The following is a 22,491-nucleotide window of genomic DNA, read 5'->3' as shown; positions in this document are numbered from 1 at the left end:
GTAACACGTGGGAGAGTAGGTCGGTGCCAAATCTTAAAGAAAGCCTGTAAGTTAAACCTTGCAGGCTTTTCTTGTTTCTACGGGTTTTTCCCACTTCCTGTCTGTTTCGCATGGTTTTTGTTTTGGGCATCTAAACAACAGCTTATTAAAATAGAAATCGCGTGCCACATCATTCCGTTAATTTCGCTGCTTACTTTCAAACTGCGCCGCCCACTTTGCTATTAAAGCCTGATTCGCCCAGATTCACGATTGTTGATGTGAATCCCGCGTACCTTCAGGCGGTAAACGCTAAACCTGAAGATCTCATTGGTTTCGGAACACTGGAGGCTTTCCCAGATAATCCGGATGATCCGGTTACCCAGAATGTACAAAGCTTACGCAACAGTCTTATCACGGTACTGCATACCAAGGTTCAGGATATTCTGCCGAGTCAGAAATATGATATACCCATCCGTGGCACAGACCGCTTTGAAACGCGGTACTGGAAAGCAACGAATTCGCCTATTGTAAATGATGCTGGTGAGGTTGAATACATCGCCCATGTAGTCCTTGACATTACCAAAGCCGTTGTAAGTGCACAGGAGGAACGCTTTGCCTATGAATTATCAGAAGCCAGACGTAAAGCAACGCAACAGATGGAGGAGCGCTTGCGCCTGGCAGTAGACTCTGCAAACCTTGGTACCTGGCATATTGATGCAATTACCCGGGAGTTTATTGTCTCATCCCGCTTTAAAGCACTCTTTGGCTTTGCTGAGGAAGAACCGATGACCTTCGATGAAGCGCTCGGTCAAGTAGATCCGGCCTATCAGAAAAAAATTCAAAAGGGGATCGAATTGGCATTCTCCCAGGGTCAGATCAATGATCTTGAATTTCCAGTAATAGGACGTAACGATGGGCAGCTGCGATGGCTCCGCTCCACCGGGCGGCTTTATGCTGCCGAGGGCGGTAAAGCGGCCAACTTTTCGGGCACCGTTTTGGACATTACCAAGTCCAAGCTTGATGAACAGCGTAAGAACGATTTTATTGCCATGGTGAGCCACGAGCTTAAAACGCCCCTAACTTCATTGAACGGGTATATTCAAGTGCTGCAAAAGAAACTGGCGCCTCAAGGTAATTCCTTAGTATCGATACTTCTCGAAAAGGCCGGAAAACAGGTTGGAAAGATGATTGGGCTGATTACTGGTTTCCTGAATGTTTCCAGATTAGAAGCTGGTAAGATTCAGCTGGAAACCAGCTGGTGTGATATGGCGGAATTAATCAAAGAGATTGAATCCGACATCAAGATTGATAACAGCTCAGGCAACATCATCTTCAGCCCGGTGGAAACCACCTGGATGAATGTTGACCGGGATAAGCTTGAACTTGTAATTACCAATTTAATCAGCAATGCTATAAAATACTCTCCAGCTGATGCCACCATTCAGGTCACCTGCACACCTCAGGACCCGGATGCTGTAAAGGTGAGTGTTAAGGACAACGGTATCGGTATTAAACATGAGGATCAACCTCATGTGTTTGACCGTTTTTACCGGATCGAAAATAAGCAGACAAATGCAGTTGCCGGGTTTGGCATTGGATTGTACCTATGCAAAGAGATCGTGGAAAGACACGGCGGGAAGATCTGGGTAGAAAGCAAGTTCGGGCAAGGCTCAACTTTCTCATTTTCCATCCCACTTAACGCCGTATCTAACACTTAACGGCAGTTGCTTTCTCTTTCATTCCTTCGGGGATCACCAAGGTCTCGGGTACAAACTTCCAGAAGAACAGGAGACCAATGATCCCAAGTACTGCAAATGAACCAAACCCTGTTGGATAGCCGCCCCACTTTACGATCAATCCACCAATAACGCTGCTTATTGAAGCAGCCAGGCCAATAGCTGAATATACAAACCCCTGCAGCAGATTGAATCGTCCTGTACCCTGACTTAAATCGGCAATCATCAGGATGCTGACTACACCAAAAATCCCGGCGCCAATGCCATCTAAGATCTGTATCGCCGTTAGTATGTAAGGATCATCAAGGAAGGCGAAGAGTCCCGCACGGATTGGCAGTAGCATGAAAGCTATGAGCATAATTTTCTTCCTTCCTTTTTCTGCCCGCCGGCCGCTAATGGCAGCAACGAAGGCCATTACGCCCTGCGCAATCACTATTGCTGCTGAAAGATACAATGAAGAGTTCTTTCCGTCTGCCAGCCCCATCTTTTGGCCAGCTAATGGCAGCATGGCAGCATTGGCTAAGTGAAATAAGCCCATGGAAATGGTAAAGAATAGAATATTATGGTTGCGGAATAAATCCATTACACCCACAGCCTTCCCAGCATTATCTTCCGCTGCAGCCCTGGCCAGCTCATGATCGATATCCTTTTCTTTAATCAGCAATACCGCTATCACAAGGGCAGCGCATTGGAACATCGAAAAGTAGAAGATCGCTTCATAAGAAATAAATCTGCCCAGCAGTCCTGCAATGATTGCTGCACCCATATTGCCCATATGGTTGAAACTCTCATTCCGGCCGATGCGTTGTGATAGTAACGCATGTCCAACCATACCCAAGGTAATAGCGGCCACACAAGGTGCATATACACTTTGGACAAAGCCAACAATAGCCTGTGAAATCAAGGTAACGTAGAAGTCTCCGCTGATGATTAGTGCATAACAGCAAATAGCAATAATAATGGACGCGCCAATAAGTAGGAAGCGTTTATAGGTACTCCGGTCGATCAATGCACCTGCAGGTGGCTGGATCAGAATACCGACTAATCCCGGGATAGCTATGACATAGCCAATCTGGTCAGGTTCCCAGTTCCGGACGGTTAGCAGGAACACGGAAAGATATACGCCAACACCGTCTTTGACATCTGCCATAAACAGGTTGGCCCAATCCAATGCTTTTAAACTTCCCCGGGACGCTTTCATATGATGGAAAGCATCGTGCAGCCGAAAAAACATGCCATCCTCGAGGGAAAGAAGGAGCTAAGGGAAGGACCTGGCCAGAATATCAAAGAATTCCGTTGATCTACCTGAATAAAGAGGTAGTTTTCTTGTATACCAGGTATAATTTCAAACAAACGATCTGATGGCTAAATTAACACTAAATGTTTTTGTTAGTCCGATATAGACAGCAGGAGCACAACATGTACGATGTATGGTCACGGGTGTGTCAAACATACACTTACCCTGCAGTGCTTTAACAAGAACGTTTTACATTTCAGAAAACAGGAGGCAATTGAAGATATTACTGATTGAAGATGAACCGGGGTTAGTTTCTGTTATCATCAGGGGGTTAAATGAGGCAGGTATGGAAGTCAGCGTTGCGGCTGATGGGCAGACAGGCTTGGAAATGGCGATGAAACACCAGTTCGACCTGATCATTTTAGATATTATGCTTCCCGGCATGAATGGCATACAAGTATGCCGGGAACTCCGGAAAGCCGATAACAATGTCGCGGTATTGATGCTTACAGCCTTAAGCAGTACGGAAAACATCATTACAGGCCTTGACAGCGGCGCAGATGACTACCTGATAAAACCCTTCAAGTTTGCGGAGTTAGAGGCCAGGATCCGCTCGTTGGTGCGTAGAAGCAAGAATGTAGCACCTGCACGCAATACGCTCCGCATTGAAGGTCTCGAAGTCGACCTGCTGTCAAAAACAGTTGTCCGTGATGGTAAGTCGATTGTATTAACGGCTACGGAATACCGTTTACTGGAATATTTTCTACGCAATCAGAATGTGGTGCTGTCCAGGATCCAGATCCTGGAGCATGTATGGGATATTGATTTCAACATGGGCACCAATGTGGTTGATGTATATATCAATTACCTCCGGAAAAAACTCGATCATGGATATCAGACCAAGCTAATCCATACGGTATTTGGAATGGGTTACATGTTTAAAGCAGATGCGAATGAAGTTTCAGACTAAAATCACCTTATTATTTTTTGCCATTTCCGCGGGTGGATTGATCTTACTGAATGCGGCGATCTTTTACTTTGTATCTCAGTTTAGTTTTAAAGATTTCTTCGACAGGCTGGAAGCACGTGTGAATTTAACGGCGCAGACAAATCTGTTCGCTGATCCCAATACAGATGCCTATAAAGAAGTTCGCGCCAGATACCTGGAGAAGTTGGAAGATGAACAGAACTATGTCGTTAAAATTGACAGTAATGCAAGCAGCTTTCCACATCCTTTAAACCTTCCGCAAAGTTTCTATAAGTCGATCCTTGATAACGGGAGTGCCAAGTATAATGAAGCCAATCACTTTTACTTCGGTAAAATCTTCCAGACCAAGGGCGAGCGCTATATGGTCATTGTTGCTGCATCAGATCCCTATGGTTTCAAAGAGCTGCAGCAGCTTAAAAAAGTCCTTATTGTCTGCTTTTTCATTTCCATTGTACTGTCTTACATTGCCGGCTTGGTACTGTCACAATACATCATCAAGCCTATTCAGGATATTACCTTCAGTGTGAAACAGATCAAGGCGAATAACCTGCATTCCCGATTGCCAGAGGTAAAAGGTAATGATGTGGTCTCTATTTTGATCTCGACCTTCAACACCATGCTGACCCGGCTGGAGACCGCCTTTGAAACACAGAACAACTTCATCAGCAATGCCTCTCATGAATTAAGAACACCGTTAACCATCATGACCAGTGAGGCCGAACTGCTGCTTTCGGGGAAGAAACTTGATCCTGTTGCTGAAGCTTCTGTGAAAACCATTCTGGGTGAAGCCGAAAAGTTACATCATATCCTGACCAGTTTGCTTGGTCTGGCACAATCCGGCTTTGATGGGAAGAAACAAAACTGGCAGCAGATCCGGGTAGACGAGCTGGTCTTGAATGTTGCTGATGCCGTTAAAAAGATTGATGCCGAATGTACCATTGACATTGATTTCTCTACCCTGCCCGAGGAAGAATCACAGCTATATACCGCTGGCAACAATAACCTGCTCTTGCTCGCGCTCAGTAACATCGTTATGAACGGTTGTAAATATTCTAAAAAACAACCGGTAAAGGTGCAGGCAAAAACCGAAAACGGCTTTATCGTAATTGTAGTCACTGATAACGGGATCGGAATTCCGGAGAAAGATCAGCAACATGTATTCGAACCTTTCTTCCGCGCATCTAATACCAGCGAGTTTGAAGGTTTCGGAATAGGCCTGCCTTTAACACTCAATATCATCAGGTTGCATAAAGGTTCCATCGGCATCAGTTCACAGGAAGATAAGGGAACAGAGATACAGGTTTACCTGCCAATTTCTGCGGCATAGCCCAGCAATAATAGCATTTTGAGCTGGCCGTTCTAATAACTTTCTAATGCGGCAGGCCTGCTAATAATTTCCTTATCTGTAAATGGCTGATTTTTAAGGGTAAGTCCAGCTTTTGGGAATTTAGAACAAAGGTATATTCTAATGAAGGTCTAATAAGGTGTTTAATTCATTTTAATGTTTGGGGGATAGTATTGCATTGTAAATAAAACAGAGCAATCACCTTAACCCTACGGACATGAAAAACATCTTAATCCCAACCGATTTCAACGTTAGCACCTTAGCATGTATTGAAAATCTGTGTGAGCAGTACGAAAATACTCGATTTCATTTAATTTTTATCCATCTTTTTAAAATCTCAGATTCTATCACGGAGCTGCTGATGCTTTCCAGGCGTAACCGGGAGTACGATTACGTAAATGATGACTTTTATCAGGCCTGCGAAAGGATTAAATCGGCATATCCACAAGTTGAAAGCATCAAAGTGGACTTCTTCTACGGAAGTACGTTGAGCATGTTCCGAAACTACATGGAAGCACATGATGTAGACGCTGTTCTTGACCTGAAACACTGTTCCTTGAAGCCTTTGAATAAAATGAGCGTAAATCCGGAAGGATTGATTCAAAAGTGCGGACTTAAAGTGCTTCATCTTCAGGCAGAACGGAAAGCTCAAATTCGCGTGCCGGCGCAAGAACAGTTACAAGAAGCGGTTTAAAGCTGTCAACCTAAACTTACGACCATGCTATTAAAGAAAAACATACCATTCACCTACATCCTGGGGAAGATTAAAAAGGAACTGATCTTTGTATCCATCTATTCGATCATCGTGGCCCTGATGTATAATAATTTTCATTTTACGCGGATATCCATTCCGATTGCGATACCGACAATACTGGGTACTGTCATCTCCTTATTGCTGGCCTTTAAATCCAATCAGGCATATGATCGCTGGTGGGAAGCAAGAACACTCTGGGGTGCGATATTAAATGACTCCAGAACACTTACGCGACAGTTACTGACCTTCATCGACGTGGATTATGGCACTGAAGAGAAACGGGCTTTTTGTGAACGTATCGCACACCGGCAGATTGCCTGGAACTACAGCCTGAGCCGGCACCTCCGGAATCAGGATCCAACGTATCAGCTTGAAAAGTGGATCTCTGATGAGGACCTGCGCTATGTGAAGAATTATACCAATGTACCGGTAGGCTTGTTGGAAATGCAGGGTAACGATCTGCGTTTGGCTTATAAGCTGGGCTGGATCAATGAATTTCAACAGGTGGAGATCGATAGAACTTTCAGCAGGTTAACAGACGAGCTGGGTGGTTGCGAAAGGATTAAGAATACCGTATTCCCGGCAACGTACAGCATCTACATCCACATGTCACTAATCTTGTTCATCATGCTCTTACCGTTTGGATTGATCGAGTTTTTTGGTGTGGTGGAGATCCCATTGGTTATAGCCATATCAAGTTCGTTCTTCCTTATTGAAAAAATGGCCATTCACTTGCAGGATCCCTTTGAAAACATGCCTACAGATACACCGACGACCACCATCTCGATGACTGCAGAGCGTGACATCAAACAAATGTTAAAGGAGAGTTACAAGGCGGAGGAAAAACCACAAGGTACCGTTCAGGGACCTTCAAAGGTGTTTTTCATTCTGTAAGGTCATCTATAAACCAATCTACCAGCAACGGGCTACCTCAAGTAGCCCGTTTTTTGTGCTAAAGATTTGTGGCGATTGTATTACTTTAGAGGTTTAGGTACTTCTAACAACCCGCCCTTACGATGATACGATACTTTCTTACGCTTTTGCTTAGCATTACAACTCTATTAACCTGTGCACAAAACGTAAATACCAATGATGATGCATTAAGAGCACGACTGGATTTGAAAGGAGAATGGCAGTTTGCCCTGGATAGTGCGAATAAAGGTATTGCAGAAAAATGGTACTCCAGGCAACTAGATGACCGTTTAAACCTGCCTGGTACGACGGACCTGAACAAAAAAGGCTTCCTGAATAAAGATTCCACAACCATGCACTATAGCAGGGTTTACAAGTATGAAGGTCCCGCATGGTACCAACGGAAGCTTACCATTCCTAAGCACTTTAAAAATAAACACATCCGTTTATTTTTGGAAAGAACCAAATCAACTCAGATCTGGATCGATCAGACTTTAATTGGTGGCTCTACCATCTTGCAATCACCCCAGGAATTTGACCTTTCCAAATATCTGAGTCCGGGTGATCATGTTATCACCATCCGGGTAGACAACAATCTTAAACTTACGCCTTATGGCAACGTACACATCTACTCTGATGATGCACAAACGAACTGGAACGGCATCATTGGGAAATTATTTCTTGAAGCTTCCTCGAGGACTTTTATCAACGATCTTCAGGTTATTCCGGACATCGACCATAAAAAGTTTGATGTTAAACTTAATATCCACAATCCGGAAGCATTAAAACACCTCACGGTAGAGCTCCTGCTGGAGAAAACGCAGGATGGTAAGACCGTTCAGTTAAAGACAAAGCGGTTTAAGCAGGCTAGTGCCGGGAAGCTGAGCTTAAGTTACAGCTTTGAGGAGGAACCGGAGCTTTGGGACGAGTATAACCGGCCGCTGTATAAGCTTACCGCAGTGCTTTCGGCTGGGAAAGTCAAGGATGCTCTATCGGCTACATTTAGCATGCGAAAGTTCAGTGCAAAACGCACCCAGTTCTCCATCAATGACCGCATTACCTTTTTAAGGGGTAAACATGATGCTGCAGTATTTCCCTTAACCGGACATCCACCGATGGATGTAGAAGGTTGGTTGAAGGTGTTTAATGTAGCTAAAACGTATGGCATAAACCATTATCGTTTCCATTCCTGGTCGCCACCCGAAGCGGCATTTACTGCAGCCGATCAGCTTGGTATATACCTGCAGGTGGAGTTGCCATTCTGGGGCGGCTTGGACACCGATACCCTGGCTTCGGAATTACGGGCGGAAGGTATGGCTATGTTAAGGCACTTTGCAAATCATCCATCCTTTGTGATGTTCTCCCATGGAAATGAGATCTGGGCTGGTCATGATCGGGTGGAGCAGAACATACTGGCTTTTAAAGCCTATGATCCACGTCCCCTGTACACCATGGGTTCAAATGTTAATATCGGATATCATCCTTTACAGCAGTCCTCCGACTTTTTTGTGGGATCCCGGACGGGCTCGAAAGGAGATACAATACTTACCCATACGCGAATGACACATGCATTTGCGGACTCAAAGCAGGGTGCCAGGTTAAATTCGCTGCTACCTTCAACAGATTTCGACTACAGTTATCCCGTATCCGAGCTTAACGTACCCATTGTAAGCCATGAGATTGGGCAATACCAGATTTATCCGGATTACCGGGAAATTCAAAAATACACCGGTGTCGTTGAGGCGCGGAACCTTGAAGCGTTTCGCAACCGCTTGAAGAAGGCTGGCATGCTGGATCAGAATTTAGCCTTTCAGCAGGCATCAGGCAAGTGGGCCGCCATCTGTTACAAAGCGGAAATGGAAGCTGCTTTTCGCACCAAAGGATTCGGGGGTTTCCAACTGCTGGACCTGCAGGATTTCCCAGGACAGGGAACAGCACTCGTGGGAATACTCGATGCGTTTATGGACAGCAAACATGTAATTTCTGAAGCAGATTGGCGGATGTCTATCAATGACGTGGTGCTTCTTGCAGCCTTTCCGAAGTACGTGTGGACCAATGCCGAGCAGTTTAAGGCTAAGATAGAGGTTGCGAACTATTCGGATAAAGACCTCGAACAAGCTATTATTTGGAAGTTGATGAAGTCGAACGGTGAGGCCTTTGCCATGTCCATTTTGGAGGGCTTGGTCGTTAAACAAGGTGGGCTGACCGCTGTTAAGGACATCAGCATTCCACTTGGTTCTATAAAGCAAGCCGAGCAGGTGTTTCTGGAAATCTCCATGGAGAATAGCAACTACAAGAATGTTTATCCCCTTTGGGTGTATCCAGCTTCTGCGGGTGTTGTGGAGGAGAAATCGATTAACGTTGTGACGAAACTAGATGAGAACGTGTTTAAACAACTACAGCGTGGAGCAAAGGTTTTGCTATTTCCACAGTTTGAAGATGTAAAAGATCATGCTGTTCCAGGCTTGTTCCCGCCTGAATTCTGGAATTGGGGTATGTTCAAAGGTATCAGTGAAAACGCTAAGAAGCCCGTATCTCCAGGTACCTTGGGCTTGCTGATGAACCCAACACATCCACTGTTTGCATCATTTCCTACGAATTCACATACTAACTGGCAGTGGTTTTCCATTATCAAGGCCAGCAATCCTTTGATTCTGAACAAAACTGATCACTCTTATCGCCCTGTTGTGCAGGTGATCGACAACCTGGAACGTAATAATAAGCTGGGTCTGATATTCGAATTCAAAGTGGGTAAAGGAAAACTACTGGTTTGTATGTCGCAGTTAAACCTGATCATGGATAAGCCGGAAGCGAAACAGCTTTATAATTCTATCTTGAATTATATGCAGTCTGCTGATTTTGATCCTGCATACGAATTCAGTGCGAGCCAGCTTGGCGGACTGGAACTCAGTTAATTACAGGTAGGTAATTTGTTATGCTCCAGGAAAGTAGTAAAATGCTATCTTAGTGTGAATAATCTTTTGGTATGGCAATTCCATTGAAAGTTATCGGCCTTGCAGTGCTCGCTTGCCTGGCAATTCCATGGAGCAGTGTTGCGCAATCGGGCGGTGCTTACGATTTCAACCGTAAGCCTTTAAAACAAGATACTTATGTGCAGCTGCCACTGGGCAGCATCAAAGCAAAAGGCTGGCTGCTTAAGCAGCTTGAGCAGCAACGGGATGGCGCCACGGGCCATGCAGAGGCGCTATATCCCGAAGATGGCAATCTGGGGAAAGGTTCGGACTGGCTTGGCGGCAGCGAACCTGGCTGGGAGCGGGTACCGTATTACCTGAAAGGATTGGTTGCCCTGGCATACACCCTTGATGATGCCGGACTAAAAGCAAAGGCACAGAAATACATCGACTGGACATTGAACAGCCAGCAGACTAATGGTTTGTTTGGTCCTGCCAAAATGAAGGACTGGTGGCCACGCATGCCCATGATGTATGCGCTGCAGAGCTATTTTGAAGCAACAGGTGATAAGCGTGTTGTTCCTTTCTTGCAGAAATACCTGAAGTATGAACTTGCTCATCTCGATGGCGACCCACTGAAAGACTGGGGTAAATCACGTGCAGGGGATAACATGGAGATTGCCCTTTGGGTGTACAATAAAACTGGTGATGCCGATTTGCTTAAACTGGTAGAAAAGCTGAAACAACAGGCTTATCCATGGATTGATATCTACACGAAGAATCAGTTCTACTACTATGGAGATGATTTTCAACCAAAGCATATGGTCAATGTTGCCCAGGCGCTGAAATTCCCGGTGATATATGGACAATTAAACGATAAACCGACGAACCTGCAGGCAATGGGGGCGGGCATCAGGCATATCATGCGCGACCACGGTCAGCCGCAGGGACTTGGTTCAGGTACAGAGTTCCTTGCGGGCAGGAGCTCCATTCAGGGGGTGGAAACCTGTTCTGTGGTGGAATGGATGCAAAGCCTGGAGACTGCCGGCCGGGTAATTCACGAAGCGCATATTGGGGATCAGCTGGAGCAAGTGGCTTTCAATGCACTGCCAGCACAATTTAGCAGGGACTTTAAAAATCATTCCTACTATACCTTGCCCAATCAGGTCCTCAGTATACATGGTGGGCATGGTTTTAATCAGGATTATGGAACCGGCATTATTTCTAGCCCATATTCCGGATTCCCCTGTTGCCGCTACAACATGCACATGGGCTGGCCCTATTTTGTGAAGAACAGCGTGATGGCTACACCGGAGCAAGGATTGGCGATGTTAAGTTATGGGCCCATGGAAGTAAATGCAGTGGTAGCTGGCGGCGAGAACTTGAAGTTGGCGATTGAAACTGCCTATCCCTTCGAAGAAAAGATCAGAATGAAGTTCTCCCTTAACAAGCCTGTGTCCTTCCCCCTGGTACTGAGAATACCAAGCTGGAGTGTAAATCCTGAAGTGAAATATAACGGGCAATTGCTGAGCGGTATTCAGGCGGGTAAAATGTTTACGGTTGCGCAAACCTGGAAAGCAGATGATGTGCTGGAGCTTAATTTCCCAATGGAAGTCAGGACAAAGCATCAGGTAAACAATGCGGTTAGCGTAGAACGTGGACCCTTGGTTTTTGCCCTTGACATGAAGGCTAAAAACCAGATCACTAAAACACATGCTGTGCAAGGCTTTAATGACTATGAGATCCTGCCTGAAACATCCTGGAACTATGCGCTGGTTTTAGTTCTACCCAGTCGGTTAGCGATGCCGAAGTATTGCGATCTGCTATGGCTGATAACCCTTTTATTGCCTCAGATGCGCCCGTAAAGTTGAAAATGCGCGCCCGTAAGATTCCGGGTTGGGGTATTTCCTATAGTAAAGTGGCTGCATTTGATGTTCCGGTAAGCCCCGTCGTTTCGGACGCGCCAATGGAAGAGATCACCCTGGTGCCATTTGGTTCGGAGAACATCCGCTTAAGCCTGTTTCCGGTTGTTGGCACACCCGGGAAGCGCAATAAGACGATAGCGGAGAATTTCAAAAAAGGTATGCCAGAGGGTTGGGTATTTTATGGCGGTGGCTGGTTCTGGAAAGATGGTGCCATTCACTCGGCTTCAAATGCAGGCTCGGGAAGCTATGGCATAGATGGGTCCAAGATTGTAGCCAATGCGACTGAATTCTCGGACCTCGAGTATGAAGCATCCCTGGAACTTACCAGTCCGGGCGATGCAGGGATGATTTTCCGTGTGACTAAACCCGCGATCGGTGCAAACGCGTACCAAGGCTACTACGTTGGACTTAATCCTGAAACCGGTCTGGTGACCTTAGGGAAGGCTAATGGTTATACCTGGCAGGTCATCAGCAGTAAAGAAGCGAACTTGAAGCAACACCAGCAATACAGGTTGAAGGTGCGGGCACAGGGAAACAGCTTGAAAGTATTCCTTGATGGTGCCTCCATGCCAATAATATCTGTTAAGGACGAGGAGTTCAAATCCGGTAGCATTGGTCTCCGGGCTTATAAAGCTCAGGCTGCCTTTGACCAGCTGAAGGTTAAAGCCATTTAGCGCAGTTGCGACTATGATCTTTTTAACTGGGAAGGGGAAAAGTTGTAGCGCTTTTTAAAGGCTGCAGAAAAGTGATTGGTGTGTCTGTAGCCCAGCATCCCGGCAATTTCCTTTAGACTCAGTCCTTGTTCGTCTTCCAGGAGCATCTTGGCTTTTAGCATTTTCATGTCTGTGGTATAACTGAAGATCGTTTTACCAAACAGGTCTTTAAAGCCTTCCTGCAGCTTTGTGCGGTTCATGCCGGAGATCTCCGCGAGCTGCTCAATCGAGTAGCAGTTCTGCAAGTTCAGGGAGATCAGCTCTTTGATTTCTGTTAACATGGCGATCTCCCGGACCGTCCAGCGCCCGGATGGTTTTTCCATGTACCCGGTAGAAAGCATCATTACCAACAACTCGGAAACCTTCGCTTTAAGGTAGGCCTCCCGGTACCGCGGCTGGCAGTCGCAATGCAAAATCTCAAAGATGATGCTTCTCACGTCATTCGTTACACGCTTTGCAGCCATCGAGCCGGAGTTGTCTATTCCCTCAGTGATTGGAAATTCTCCAGTCAACTTCATGTAAGTGTCTTCTGATAAGGTTAGGTCGAGCAGTATGTCCGGTTCCGCGGCAAGCGCCACGTTTGCAGGCGCTGTTGCATTGTACCAGTATCGCAAATACAATAAGTCTGTACTGAAATAGATATTAACTAACGGATATTCAGCCGGTTCAAAATATGTTTCTAAAATAATTTCTGCTGCTTTCCTGATTTTGACCTTAAACATTGTGCTGTTAAATGCGTACGAATTCCTGCAAATCTCGTAGATGGTAACCTGTATTTTTGGCCAAGTTAAGAATTAGTCTAAATAAGCATACCATAAACAATGCATTCCATAACAAAAAGATTCGGGTCCATTATATTCTTTATATGTGTTATTCTGAGCAGCCTTCAGCTGTCTGCGCAACAACTGCATGGGCTGAGCGGCCGGATAGTTACTGCCGATGGCAGGCCTGTCTATGGCGCCGGGGTAGAGATCAAACAGGTTCAAAAATCTACCTTGACCGACCAGGAGGGTAAATTTGTGTTCATTTCTTTACCCGCAGGCACTTACACCGTCCGGATATCTCATATCGGCTTTGCCCTGCTTGAAAAGCGAGTGTCAGTTCCTTTAAATGGAGATCAGGCTTTGCAGTTTACCTTGCAGGATGCGCAGCAGGATTTGTCAGAAGTGTCTGTCATTGGGCGGACGGTAGCGCAGGAAACCAACAGGCAGGCTTTTAATGTATCAGCGATCGACGCTAAAAAGCTTTATAATACGACACTTGATATCTCTGGAGCGCTGGACCGGGTGGCAGGGGTACGTGTTCGTGAATCCGGAGGCGTAGGTTCAAACTTTAACCTTTCATTAAACGGCTTCTCCGGTAATCATGTGAAATATTTCATCGATGGTATTCCGATGGACAACTTCGGTTCTTCTTTCCAGATCAATAATATCCCGATCAATATCGCAGACCGGATAGAAGTTTATAAAGGCGTAGTACCCATGTGGCTAGGCTCTGACGCCCTGGGTGGGGCGATAAACATTGTTACTGGCGACAAATACCGGAATTACTTTGACGCCTCCTATGCTTTCGGATCATTTAACACCCATCGCAGTGTAATTAATGCCGCGGCTACTGCCGAAAATGGATTCACCGTACAGGTAAATGCCTTTCAGAATTACTCGGACAACGATTATAAGGTAAATGTGGAAGCTGCTGATATTAACACTGGAGCTTACGCAGCAAGAGCGGCCCTAAGGCGCTTCCATGATAACTATCATAACGAAACCTTAATCGCCAATGTGGGTGTGGTGGATAAAAGCTATGCTGACAAACTGTTAATCGGGGTAACGCTGGGTAAAAACTACAAAGAGATTCAAACCGGCGCACGTATGGTTTCGGTGTTTGGTGGCTGGCATCGCCGGGGGAATATCATTATGCCGAGCCTGAAGTATCGGAAAACCAACCTGATCAAAGGACTGGATGTAACGGTTAATGCCAACTACAATCTCGGGGAGGAACAGAATATTGATACCATGAACGTACGTTACGATTGGTACGGCAACAGCATACCGCAGGGCTCCAATGGGGAGCGGTCCAGGAGCTTGTACAAATATAAGAACAACAACGGCCTGGCTACAGCAACACTGACTTACAAAATTGATGATCATCAGTCATTGGCATTAAGCGAGGTCTTCAGCACTTTCAATCGCAAAGGCAGTGATAAACTAAATCCTGCGAATTCAGCATACGAGCAACCCAAGAAAACCAATAAGAACGTGCTCGGTTTCGGCTACAGCTTCGATATGCAACATAAATGGAGTGCCACGGTATTTGGTAAATACCTCTATCAGGGAAGTGTTGATGGCAGCGGTTCTGGAGGTACTGCAAACCGCGCCGGCCAGAACAGGCTGGGTTATGGTGCCGCAGCCACCTACTTCATCAATAAAAACCTGCAATTAAAAACATCTTATGAGTTAACTAACCGCATGCCTGAGGCCCAGGAGATCTTCGGTGACGTCGAAAATCAGGAGGGGAATGCCAACCTGAAACCTGAACAAAGTAACAATGTGAACCTTGGTGTTACCTACGGATTTGCATTGGATAAAGACAACACCATCCTGCTAACCGCAAATGGGATTTACAGGCATGCGGATAATTTTATATACAACCGGCTGAACAATAATCAATCGAAGCTCGTGGCCGATAACCGTGATGGTGTACGCACCTGGGGTGGTGATGCGGAAATCCGTTATGCCTACAAAAATTGGTTCACAGCGGGTACAACGGTGACCTATCAGTTTCTGCGCAACCTGCAGCAGTATGAACCAGGCTCTACTGGCGTAAGCCCGCTGTACCGTGATCAGATGCCGAACATCCCTTACCTCTTTGGCAATGCCGATGTTTCTGCTTCAATAAAAGATTTCGGCCGTAAAGGCAACAACCTCAGTATTGGATACAACCTCCTGTATGTACATGCATTCTGGTTGTACTGGCCGAGCCTCGGGGGGCGGGCGGAAAGCGACGAAAAGAAGGTTGTGCCGCAGCAGCTATCGCACGATGTGAATGTCGTATACAGCATGGGCAGGGGCAGGTACAACATCGGGCTGGAAGGCAAAAACCTGGGTAATGCGGACTTGTACGACAACTTCAGCCTGCAGAAGCCAGGACGGTCATTCTACCTGAACATCAGGTATTTCATCAATGCCAGTCGCCATTAAGCCAAGTTCAGGTCAGCATTTGAGCATGTAGCAAATGCAGCCAACGTATCTAGACAAGTACAAATCAACAATTAACACATAACCTAACGCCTCCTTCAAATCCTATTAATCATGAAAACCAAATTTACAAAAGCATTTATTGCCATCGCATTTGCAGCTGTCCTAAGCGCCTGCACTAAAAGTGAATCTACAGACACCCCGGTTGATCCGGTAAATCCGGAAAGCAAAGGGAACTTCATTCTTGCAGTAACGCCAGCCGCTTCCACCGGTGTGGCAGATTATCTGCTTACCACCACTGACCTGGGCGGCGGGGTGAAATCCATCATCGGAAATGGTGTGGAGCAGGATGGTACCTACCGCTATTATGTAGCGCACAACAACAAATTCTTCAGCATGCTTTATGGGCAGAATAATCCTGGTGCAGTTACTACTTACGATGTTAAAGCAGGAAAATTGAACAAATTATCCAACTTCCAGACTGAAACGGTTCAGGCATTTGCCCCGGTAAATGACGACCTGCTGCTGGTAAAGATTCCGAGGAACATCGCAACGCCGCTGGCCAACTGGTACCGCGTAAATACAAACACCTTGTTGATCAGCGGTCAGGGCACCATAGATGTTCATGCCCCTTCTAACAACGGTGAAACCGCATTTTTCAGCTGGATAAAACAAGTGGGAAACAAAGTTTATGCACCATACTTCTCCATCAAAGCTTGCTGTAACGATGCATTTGGAACTGACTACCCGGATCAGGCATGGATTGCAGTGTATTCTTACCCGGAAATGAAGCTGGAGAAGGTGATCCAGGACGACCGTACCAGCTTTATTGGCCGCTACTTTACCAACGGACTTGACCTGGTCGAAAATGGTGATGTTTACGCCTTTTCTTCCAGTGTAGCCACCAAGGGCGGTGTACTTACCTCTACAAAACCATCTGCAATTACAAGGATCAAAGCAGGTACAACCGAATTCGATAAGGATTACTTCATGGATGTTGAAGCGGCATCAAATGGTTATGTCATCACGAACTGGCTATATATCGGTAACAACAACTTTGTGGTAAACGCCACTCTAAAGGCACAAAAAGGTGCTTTCGTGGACGGTACAAAGATCGGCGTCGTAAATGTAGTAGATAAGACTTTCAAGCTCGTAAGTGGGTTTCCAGAGGTTTCGGAAATCAAATCTGTAACAGTGAACAACTATACGCCGAAAGATGGTAAGACGGCTTACGTCGGTGTAAACCTGAAAGACGGATCAAGTTATGTGTACAAGGTGGATGCATCCAGCGCAGCTGCTAGTCGCGGGCTTAAAGTTGAAGGTGGGGTGATCACGGCGATTCAACATTTACAATAACCTAAATACGCAAGTACAATAACTTTTATACACAAGACAATGATGACAGGCGCAAAACAAACCCCCGCGAAGAAGCCGGCTAAAGATTCAACCTTTACCCGCATTAACAAATGGCTGCATTTATGGCTTGGGCTTGCCTCTGGCCTCATTGTCTTAATTGTATGTCTAACAGGTTGCATCTGGGTTTTCAATGAAGAGATTACCGGTATGATGGAACCCGAGACAAAAGTCGAAAAACAAGATAAGCCGGTTTTAAAACCCTCTCAACTCCAGCACATCGCCGCTTCGCTTTATCCTGAAAAGGTTATAGGCTATGCGCAATACCAGCAGGGCAGGACGATAAACATGGTGCTCCGGAATCCAGAGGAAACCGGACGCCGTGGCGGAGGTATCACGCTTAAGGTCAATCCTTATACCGGTGAACTGCTGAAAAAAGAGGTGCGTAAAAAAGGTGAAACCGACTTCTTCCGATTTATTCTCAATGGCCACCGTTTTCTGTGGCTGCCTTTTGAAATCGGCAGACCAGTTGTAAACTACGGAACGCTGGTGTTTGTGGTGTTGCTGATCACGGGTATGATCTGGTGGTATCCCAAGAAATGGAATAAATCCACGGTTGATAAAAGCTTCAAGATCAAGTGGGGTGCATCGTTTAAACGGGTAAACCTTGACTTGCATAATGTGCTGGGCTTTTATTCACTGTTGGCGCTAATGGCCATCGCCTTGTCGGGCATGGTGTACGGCATCCAGTGGTACAGTGAGGGCTTGTACTGGGTAACTTCTGGTGGGGAGAAATTGCCGGAGTACAACAGGCGTTTACAATCAGATTCCCTGGCAGCAAACAAGCTATATACCGCGGAGCAGGCGATGGATCTTGCCTGGGAGCGGGTGATCAGGAACCATCCGAAGTCAGAAGGATTCTATTATGTATTTCCTGATCTGTTGAAAGCAAGCTCTGCCATCGACATCACCGTTTATCCAACAGCAGGTCAGTTCTACAACAGCCAAGGCTATACTTTTGACCGCCATACCCTTAAGCCCCTAAAGCGGGATGATGTTTATTCAAAAAGCTATGAGGCTTCCGGAGTGGGTGGTAAGCTCAGGAAAATGAACTATGATATTCATGTGGGGAGTATTCTTGGATTTCCAGGAAAGGTGCTGGCATTTCTTGCCTCCTTGATCGGTGCAAGTTTGCCAGTCACTGGCTTCCTCATCTGGTACGGTCGGAAGTTCAAAAAGAAAAAGAAAAAAGCAACGGCGCTGGTCGATGCTAATCAGCAAACTGAACCGCGTTTAAGAAAGCCAGTGATCAGGCGGAGCCTAAAGGAGGAACCTGTCCTTGCAATCGATAATTCCCCCTTACCCTTAAATGGTGAGCCTCAAAGATGATGCAATCTATTGCATTAGTAGCTTACCTCAGCAATCTAAGAGCATCAAAGACTCAACCACCTGTTGGTTGAGTTCCTCACAATCAGTTTTGGCTTAATGCTCATAACTTTTGGTTCTACATCTAAATCTGCAACCTCCATCTCCTGAAAGTATAAGTTAGCAATCGTCTTACCCATACTAAAGCTATACTGATCTATGGTGGTGATGGATGGACTGGTGATCTCGGTGAAGGGTTCATTGGAATATCCACAAATACCAAGCTCGTCGGGAACACTGATCCCAAGCTGCGTGGCAACCTCCAGTACGCCCAGTGCGGAGAAGTCGGAGGTGGAGGCAAAGATGGCGTCTGGCGGATTTTTCATGCGCAGCAGCTTGCGTGTTGCTTCCGAACTGAGCTCCTTCGTCCAGGCATTCTCACACATCAATTCCTCCATTACAGGCAGCCCATGTTTACGTAAAGCATTCAGGTAGCCCTCTTTACGCTGACGGAAGATGTCCAGGTTTTGAGGACCCTCCAACAAGGCGATCCGTTGATAGCCTTGTTCAATTAAATGATTTACCGCTTCACTAGAAGCCCTTTCATTGTCATTAATCACCTTAAAGGTCTCCAGCTCATCAACCACGCGGTCGAACTGAATCAGCCGGATCCGGTGATCAATCACCTGCTGGAGGTGCTCATGACCGCCCTTTTCCGCAGCAATGGAGATGACAATGCAGTTCACATGCTGATTGATCAGCGTATTTACACAATCCACTTCCCGGGCATGGAGTTCATTCGACTGGCAGATGATCAGATTATAACCTTTATCGTAGGTGATATCTTCCATGCCTGCGATAATGTTTGAAAAGTAGCCCTGGTTAATCCTCGGCACAACCACTCCAATGGTACGATTACTCCCTTTACGTAAATTCGAAGCCATCACATTCTGCTGATAGTTCATCTCAGCCGCAGTCTTTAAGATCAGTGCTTTAGTTGCAGGATTTACCTTGCTGCTGTTGCTTAGTGCCCTGGAGACTGAAGAAGCGGCGATATTCAGCTTTTTCGCAATATCATAAATGGTCGTTCTTTTCTGGGGAGTCTTCATAATTGCAAAAATGCAGATAATTATCTTTGCAATCGATTGCCCACTTAAATTATTATACTAAATTCGTTTTTATATAACCAAGATAAACTTAACGGGTAACACCTCTGCAATTATGTTATTATTAGGAATTGATATAGGCACTTCGTCCATAAAAGTGTCGGTGCTGGATGCAAACACACAGCAAGTCATTATCTCCAGACAATACCCTGAACAAGAAAGCGACATCATCGCGAAGCAGCCCGGCTGGGCAGAACAGTCGCCGGAGATGTGGTGGGCGCATGTACAGCAAGCTTTTAACCTTTGTAAACAGCAAGGCACTTTTAATCCGCATGATATCAGTTCCATCGGCATCGCTTACCAGATGCATGGTTTGGTGCTGGTCGACAAAGATCAGCAGGTGCTGCGCGACAGCATCATTTGGTGCGACAGTCGTGCAGTGGAGATCGGCAACCAGGCTTTTGATGCGCTTGGGCATGACTTCAGTCTTTCCCATTTACTGAATTCTCCGGGCAACTTCACCGCTTCTAAACTCTCCTGGGTAAAGCAGCATGAGCCGGAAGTCTATGCACGCATCCATAAGATGATGCTGCCCGGCGATTTCATAGCCATGAAGCTTACGCAGGAGATCACCACCAGCATGTCGGCGCTTTCTGAAGCCATTCTATGGGATTTTCAAACGAATAGGGTATCTGCTGAATTGATGGCGCTTTATGGCATCGACGCTTCGCTAATTCCTGAAATCAGGCCAGTATTCTCCGAGCATGGACGTGTGACCCAGGCGGTTGCTGAACTTTTAGGCCTCAAAGCAGGTACCCCGGTATCTTATAAATCCGGAGATCAGCCAAACAATGCACTTTCGTTAAATGTGCTGCAGCCAGGCGAAGTTGCAGCTACAGCTGGCACTTCGGGTGTGATCTATGGCGTTAGTGACCAGCTCACTTACGACCCGCAATCCAGGGTAAATACCTTCGCCCACGTGAACCACACGGCGGAAGCACCACGGCTTGGCGTACTGCTATGCATCAATGGTACGGGAAGTCTAAACCGCTGGACGAAGAATCTTTTTGGCTCCGCCGTAAACTACATGCAGATGAACGAACAGGCGGCTCAAACACCCATCGGCGCTGCCGGAATCCGTATCCTTCCTTTCGGAAATGGCGCCGAACGCATGTTGAACAACAAGATCGTTGGGGTGCACTTTCACGATATCGACCTGAATCTACATCACCAGGGCCATATATTCCGGGCGGTACAGGAGGGCATAGCCTTTTCTTTCCGCTATGGACTGGATATCATGCGTAGCAATGGCCTTTACCCAAGTGTGATCCGCGCCGGCAAAGCCAACTTATTCCTCAGCGATTTATTCCTGGAAGCTTTTGTAAATGCAACAGGGGTGCCGGTAGAGTTATACGAGAATGATGGTAGCGTAGGTGCCGCATTAGGATCTGGAATAGGCTCGGGCATGTTCAGCACCGCCGCCGAGGCATTCCACAACATTAAACCACTACAGCTGGTCGAACCATCAGCAGTTGAACAATACGAGCCGGTTTATCAAAGCTGGCTGAACTTTCTAAACAAGCAAAATTAATCTAAGAACAATAAGACAAATTATGGGAAATGTAATCACAGGAGAAAAGGAATTCTTCAAAGGCATCAGCCAGGTGAAATATGAAGGCTTAGCATCAGATAACCCACTGGCATTCCGCTGGTATGATGAAAACCGTGTTGTTGCAGGTAAAACGATGAAGGACCATCTTCGTTTTGCAGGTGCCTACTGGCATTCTTTCGTTGCAACAGGCAACGATCCTTTCGGCGAGGGAACCATCAATCATCCATGGGATGAGAAAGCAGATCCAATTGAACGTGCAAAAGATAAAATGGATGCGGCTTTTGAATTTTTAACCAAAATGAACCTGCCTTTCTATTGCTTCCACGATGTGGATGTGGTGGATTTTGGTAATGATGTGGTGGAAAACGAAAGACGCCTGCAGACCATGGTAGAATACGCCAAACAAAAGCAAGCGGAAAGTGGTGTTAAACTACTATGGGGCACAGCAAACCTGTTCTCACACCGCAGATACATGAATGGCGCATCGACCAATCCAAACTTCCATGTACTTGCACACGGCGCGGCGCAGGTAAAGTCAGCGCTCGATGCAACCATCGCCCTGGGCGGTGAGAATTATGTGTTCTGGGGTGGCCGTGAAGGTTACATGAGCCTGTTAAACACCAACATGAAACGCGAACAGGAGCACCTGGCTAAATTCCTGCATGCCTCCAAAGATTATGCACGTAAACAAGGCTTCAAAGGCACGTTCTTTATTGAGCCGAAACCATGTGAGCCTACAAAACACCAGTACGACTATGACGCGGCAACCGTAATCGGCTTCCTTCGTCAGTATGACCTGCTGGAAGATTTTAAATTGAACCTCGAAGTAAACCATGCAACCTTAGCCGGACATACGTTCCAGCATGAACTGCAGGTCGCTGCAGATGCCGGATTATTGGGCTCTATGGATGCGAACAGAGGTGACGTGCAGAACGGCTGGGATACCGATCAGTTTCCTAACAACATCAATGAAGTTACCGAAGCGATGTTGATCGTACTGGAAAACAACGGGCTACAAGGAGGCGGGATCAACTTCGATGCGAAGATCCGTAGAAATTCTACAGACCCTGCAGACCTGTTCTACGCGCATATTGGCGGTATGGATACCTTCGCCCGTGCACTGGTTACCGCAGATGCGATTCTACAAAAATCAGACTATAAGAAAATCCGTACAGAAAGATATGCATCTTACGACACCGGAGCCGGCAAAGACTTCGAAAATGGTAAACTGAGCCTTGAAGATCTTAGGAACTATGCCGTAGAACACGGCGAGCCTGAGACAATCAGCGGACAGCAGGAACTGCTTGAGAATATTGTCAACCGGTATATTTAACCAGATATAAACAATTAAAAGTAC

Annotated in this window: 16 protein-coding genes; 13 read left to right on the top strand and 3 right to left on the bottom strand. The window is 46.2% G+C overall.

What is annotated here, in order from left to right:
- The first annotated feature begins 161 nt into the window (after window positions 1–161).
- On the top strand, window positions 162–1,697 hold the full coding sequence (locus ACTHQF_RS13950; RefSeq protein ID WP_440431002.1) for an ATP-binding protein: 1,536 nt from the start codon (window positions 162–164) through the stop codon (window positions 1,695–1,697).
- Here ACTHQF_RS13950 and ACTHQF_RS13945 read toward each other — a convergent pair.
- Entirely contained in the window at window positions 1,687–2,916 is a 1,230-nt protein-coding gene (locus ACTHQF_RS13945; RefSeq protein WP_440431000.1) for an MFS transporter, read from the bottom strand. The genes ACTHQF_RS13950 and ACTHQF_RS13945 overlap by 11 nt on opposite strands.
- A 310-nt stretch (window positions 2,917–3,226) precedes the next feature.
- Between ACTHQF_RS13945 and ACTHQF_RS13940 the strand changes: the two genes are divergently transcribed.
- The 7 genes from ACTHQF_RS13940 to ACTHQF_RS13910 all read left to right on the top strand — a co-directional run bounded on the left by ACTHQF_RS13940 (window position 3,227) and on the right by ACTHQF_RS13910 (window position 12,462).
- The gene (locus ACTHQF_RS13940) at window positions 3,227–3,922 is read left to right on the top strand and encodes a response regulator transcription factor (RefSeq protein ID WP_440430998.1); all 696 of its coding nucleotides are present in this window, start codon (window positions 3,227–3,229) and stop codon (window positions 3,920–3,922) included.
- Window positions 3,906–5,267 (top strand): sensor histidine kinase, encoded by a 1,362-nt coding sequence (locus ACTHQF_RS13935; protein ID WP_440430997.1) that lies wholly within the window; start codon window positions 3,906–3,908, stop codon window positions 5,265–5,267. Before ACTHQF_RS13940 ends, ACTHQF_RS13935 begins: the two co-directional genes overlap by 17 nt.
- 235 nt (window positions 5,268–5,502) lie before the next feature.
- Window positions 5,503–5,979, top strand: coding sequence for a hypothetical protein (locus ACTHQF_RS13930; RefSeq protein WP_440430995.1), 477 nt, complete (start codon window positions 5,503–5,505; stop codon window positions 5,977–5,979).
- A gap of 24 nt (window positions 5,980–6,003) precedes the next feature.
- Window positions 6,004–6,933: a bestrophin family protein gene (locus ACTHQF_RS13925; protein WP_440430993.1), complete on the top strand. Its 930-nt coding sequence runs from the start codon at window positions 6,004–6,006 to the stop codon at window positions 6,931–6,933.
- 122 nt (window positions 6,934–7,055) lie between these two features.
- Complete coding sequence (locus ACTHQF_RS13920; protein WP_440430991.1) at window positions 7,056–9,866, top strand: sugar-binding domain-containing protein; 2,811 nt, start codon at window positions 7,056–7,058, stop codon at window positions 9,864–9,866.
- Between the two features lie 71 nt (window positions 9,867–9,937).
- Window positions 9,938–11,728 carry a beta-L-arabinofuranosidase domain-containing protein gene (locus ACTHQF_RS13915; protein ID WP_440430989.1) on the top strand — a complete coding sequence of 597 codons (1,791 nt, stop codon included), beginning with the start codon at window positions 9,938–9,940 and terminating at the stop codon, window positions 11,726–11,728.
- Window positions 11,689–12,462: a 3-keto-disaccharide hydrolase gene (locus ACTHQF_RS13910; protein ID WP_440430987.1), complete on the top strand. Its 774-nt coding sequence runs from the start codon at window positions 11,689–11,691 to the stop codon at window positions 12,460–12,462. Before ACTHQF_RS13915 ends, ACTHQF_RS13910 begins: the two co-directional genes overlap by 40 nt.
- Before the next feature lie 11 nt (window positions 12,463–12,473).
- Here ACTHQF_RS13910 and ACTHQF_RS13905 read toward each other — a convergent pair whose 3' ends face one another.
- Entirely contained in the window at window positions 12,474–13,223 is a 750-nt protein-coding gene (locus tag ACTHQF_RS13905) for a helix-turn-helix transcriptional regulator (RefSeq protein ID WP_440430985.1), read from the bottom strand.
- A gap of 99 nt (window positions 13,224–13,322) precedes the next feature.
- On the opposite strand from ACTHQF_RS13905, the gene ACTHQF_RS13900 reads away from it, so the two are divergent.
- The 3 genes from ACTHQF_RS13900 (at window position 13,323) to ACTHQF_RS13890 (ending at window position 18,440) form a co-directional block, all read left to right on the top strand.
- The gene (locus ACTHQF_RS13900; RefSeq protein WP_440430984.1) at window positions 13,323–15,701 is read left to right on the top strand and encodes a TonB-dependent receptor; all 2,379 of its coding nucleotides are present in this window, start codon (window positions 13,323–13,325) and stop codon (window positions 15,699–15,701) included.
- A gap of 111 nt (window positions 15,702–15,812) precedes the next feature.
- Window positions 15,813–17,054 carry a DUF4374 domain-containing protein gene (locus ACTHQF_RS13895; protein ID WP_440430982.1) on the top strand — a complete coding sequence of 414 codons (1,242 nt, stop codon included), beginning with the start codon at window positions 15,813–15,815 and terminating at the stop codon, window positions 17,052–17,054.
- Between the two features lie 39 nt (window positions 17,055–17,093).
- Window positions 17,094–18,440, top strand: a complete 1,347-nt coding sequence (locus tag ACTHQF_RS13890; protein WP_440430980.1) for a PepSY-associated TM helix domain-containing protein — start codon at window positions 17,094–17,096, stop codon at window positions 18,438–18,440.
- A 44-nt stretch (window positions 18,441–18,484) separates the two neighbouring features.
- Here ACTHQF_RS13890 and ACTHQF_RS13885 read toward each other — a convergent pair whose 3' ends face one another.
- Entirely contained in the window at window positions 18,485–19,525 is a 1,041-nt protein-coding gene (locus ACTHQF_RS13885; protein WP_440430978.1) for a LacI family DNA-binding transcriptional regulator, read from the bottom strand.
- Between the two features lie 112 nt (window positions 19,526–19,637).
- Here ACTHQF_RS13885 and ACTHQF_RS13880 point away from each other — a divergent pair, with 112 nt between their 5' ends.
- Both ACTHQF_RS13880 and xylA read left to right on the top strand, forming a co-directional pair.
- Entirely contained in the window at window positions 19,638–21,113 is a 1,476-nt protein-coding gene (locus ACTHQF_RS13880) for a xylulokinase (protein WP_440430977.1), read from the top strand.
- A 22-nt stretch (window positions 21,114–21,135) separates the two neighbouring features.
- A complete protein-coding gene (gene xylA, locus ACTHQF_RS13875) occupies window positions 21,136–22,467 on the top strand; it encodes a xylose isomerase (protein ID WP_440430975.1) in 1,332 nt (443 codons plus the stop codon).
- The last annotated feature ends 24 nt before the right edge of the window (window positions 22,468–22,491 follow it).

The organism is Pedobacter sp. SAFR-022, assembly GCF_051965375.1.
Lineage (GTDB): Bacteria > Bacteroidota > Bacteroidia > Sphingobacteriales > Sphingobacteriaceae > Pedobacter.
The sequence above is the reverse complement of the archived record's forward strand: the minus strand, read 5'-3'. Positions and strand labels throughout refer to the sequence as shown.

Bases quoted from the DNA above. Each gene is read 5' to 3' on its own strand.
- ACTHQF_RS13930 (WP_440430995.1), top strand. From the start codon at position 5,503: ATGAAAAACATCTTAATCCCAACCGATTTCAACGTTAGCACCTTAGCA.
- ACTHQF_RS13945 (WP_440431000.1), bottom strand. From the start codon at position 2,916: ATGAAAGCGTCCCGGGGAAGTTTAAAAGCATTGGATTGGGCCAACCTG.
- ACTHQF_RS13895 (WP_440430982.1), top strand. From the start codon at position 15,813: ATGAAAACCAAATTTACAAAAGCATTTATTGCCATCGCATTTGCAGCT.
- ACTHQF_RS13910 (WP_440430987.1), top strand. From the start codon at position 11,689: ATGGCTGATAACCCTTTTATTGCCTCAGATGCGCCCGTAAAGTTGAAA.
- ACTHQF_RS13925 (WP_440430993.1), top strand. From the start codon at position 6,004: ATGCTATTAAAGAAAAACATACCATTCACCTACATCCTGGGGAAGATT.
- ACTHQF_RS13905 (WP_440430985.1), bottom strand. From the start codon at position 13,223: ATGTTTAAGGTCAAAATCAGGAAAGCAGCAGAAATTATTTTAGAAACA.
- ACTHQF_RS13890 (WP_440430980.1), top strand. From the start codon at position 17,094: ATGATGACAGGCGCAAAACAAACCCCCGCGAAGAAGCCGGCTAAAGAT.
- xylA (WP_440430975.1), top strand. From the start codon at position 21,136: ATGGGAAATGTAATCACAGGAGAAAAGGAATTCTTCAAAGGCATCAGC.
- ACTHQF_RS13935 (WP_440430997.1), top strand. From the start codon at position 3,906: ATGAAGTTTCAGACTAAAATCACCTTATTATTTTTTGCCATTTCCGCG.
- ACTHQF_RS13880 (WP_440430977.1), top strand. From the start codon at position 19,638: ATGTTATTATTAGGAATTGATATAGGCACTTCGTCCATAAAAGTGTCG.
- ACTHQF_RS13920 (WP_440430991.1), top strand. From the start codon at position 7,056: ATGATACGATACTTTCTTACGCTTTTGCTTAGCATTACAACTCTATTA.
- ACTHQF_RS13900 (WP_440430984.1), top strand. From the start codon at position 13,323: ATGCATTCCATAACAAAAAGATTCGGGTCCATTATATTCTTTATATGT.
- ACTHQF_RS13885 (WP_440430978.1), bottom strand. From the start codon at position 19,525: ATGAAGACTCCCCAGAAAAGAACGACCATTTATGATATTGCGAAAAAG.
- ACTHQF_RS13915 (WP_440430989.1), top strand. From the start codon at position 9,938: ATGGCAATTCCATTGAAAGTTATCGGCCTTGCAGTGCTCGCTTGCCTG.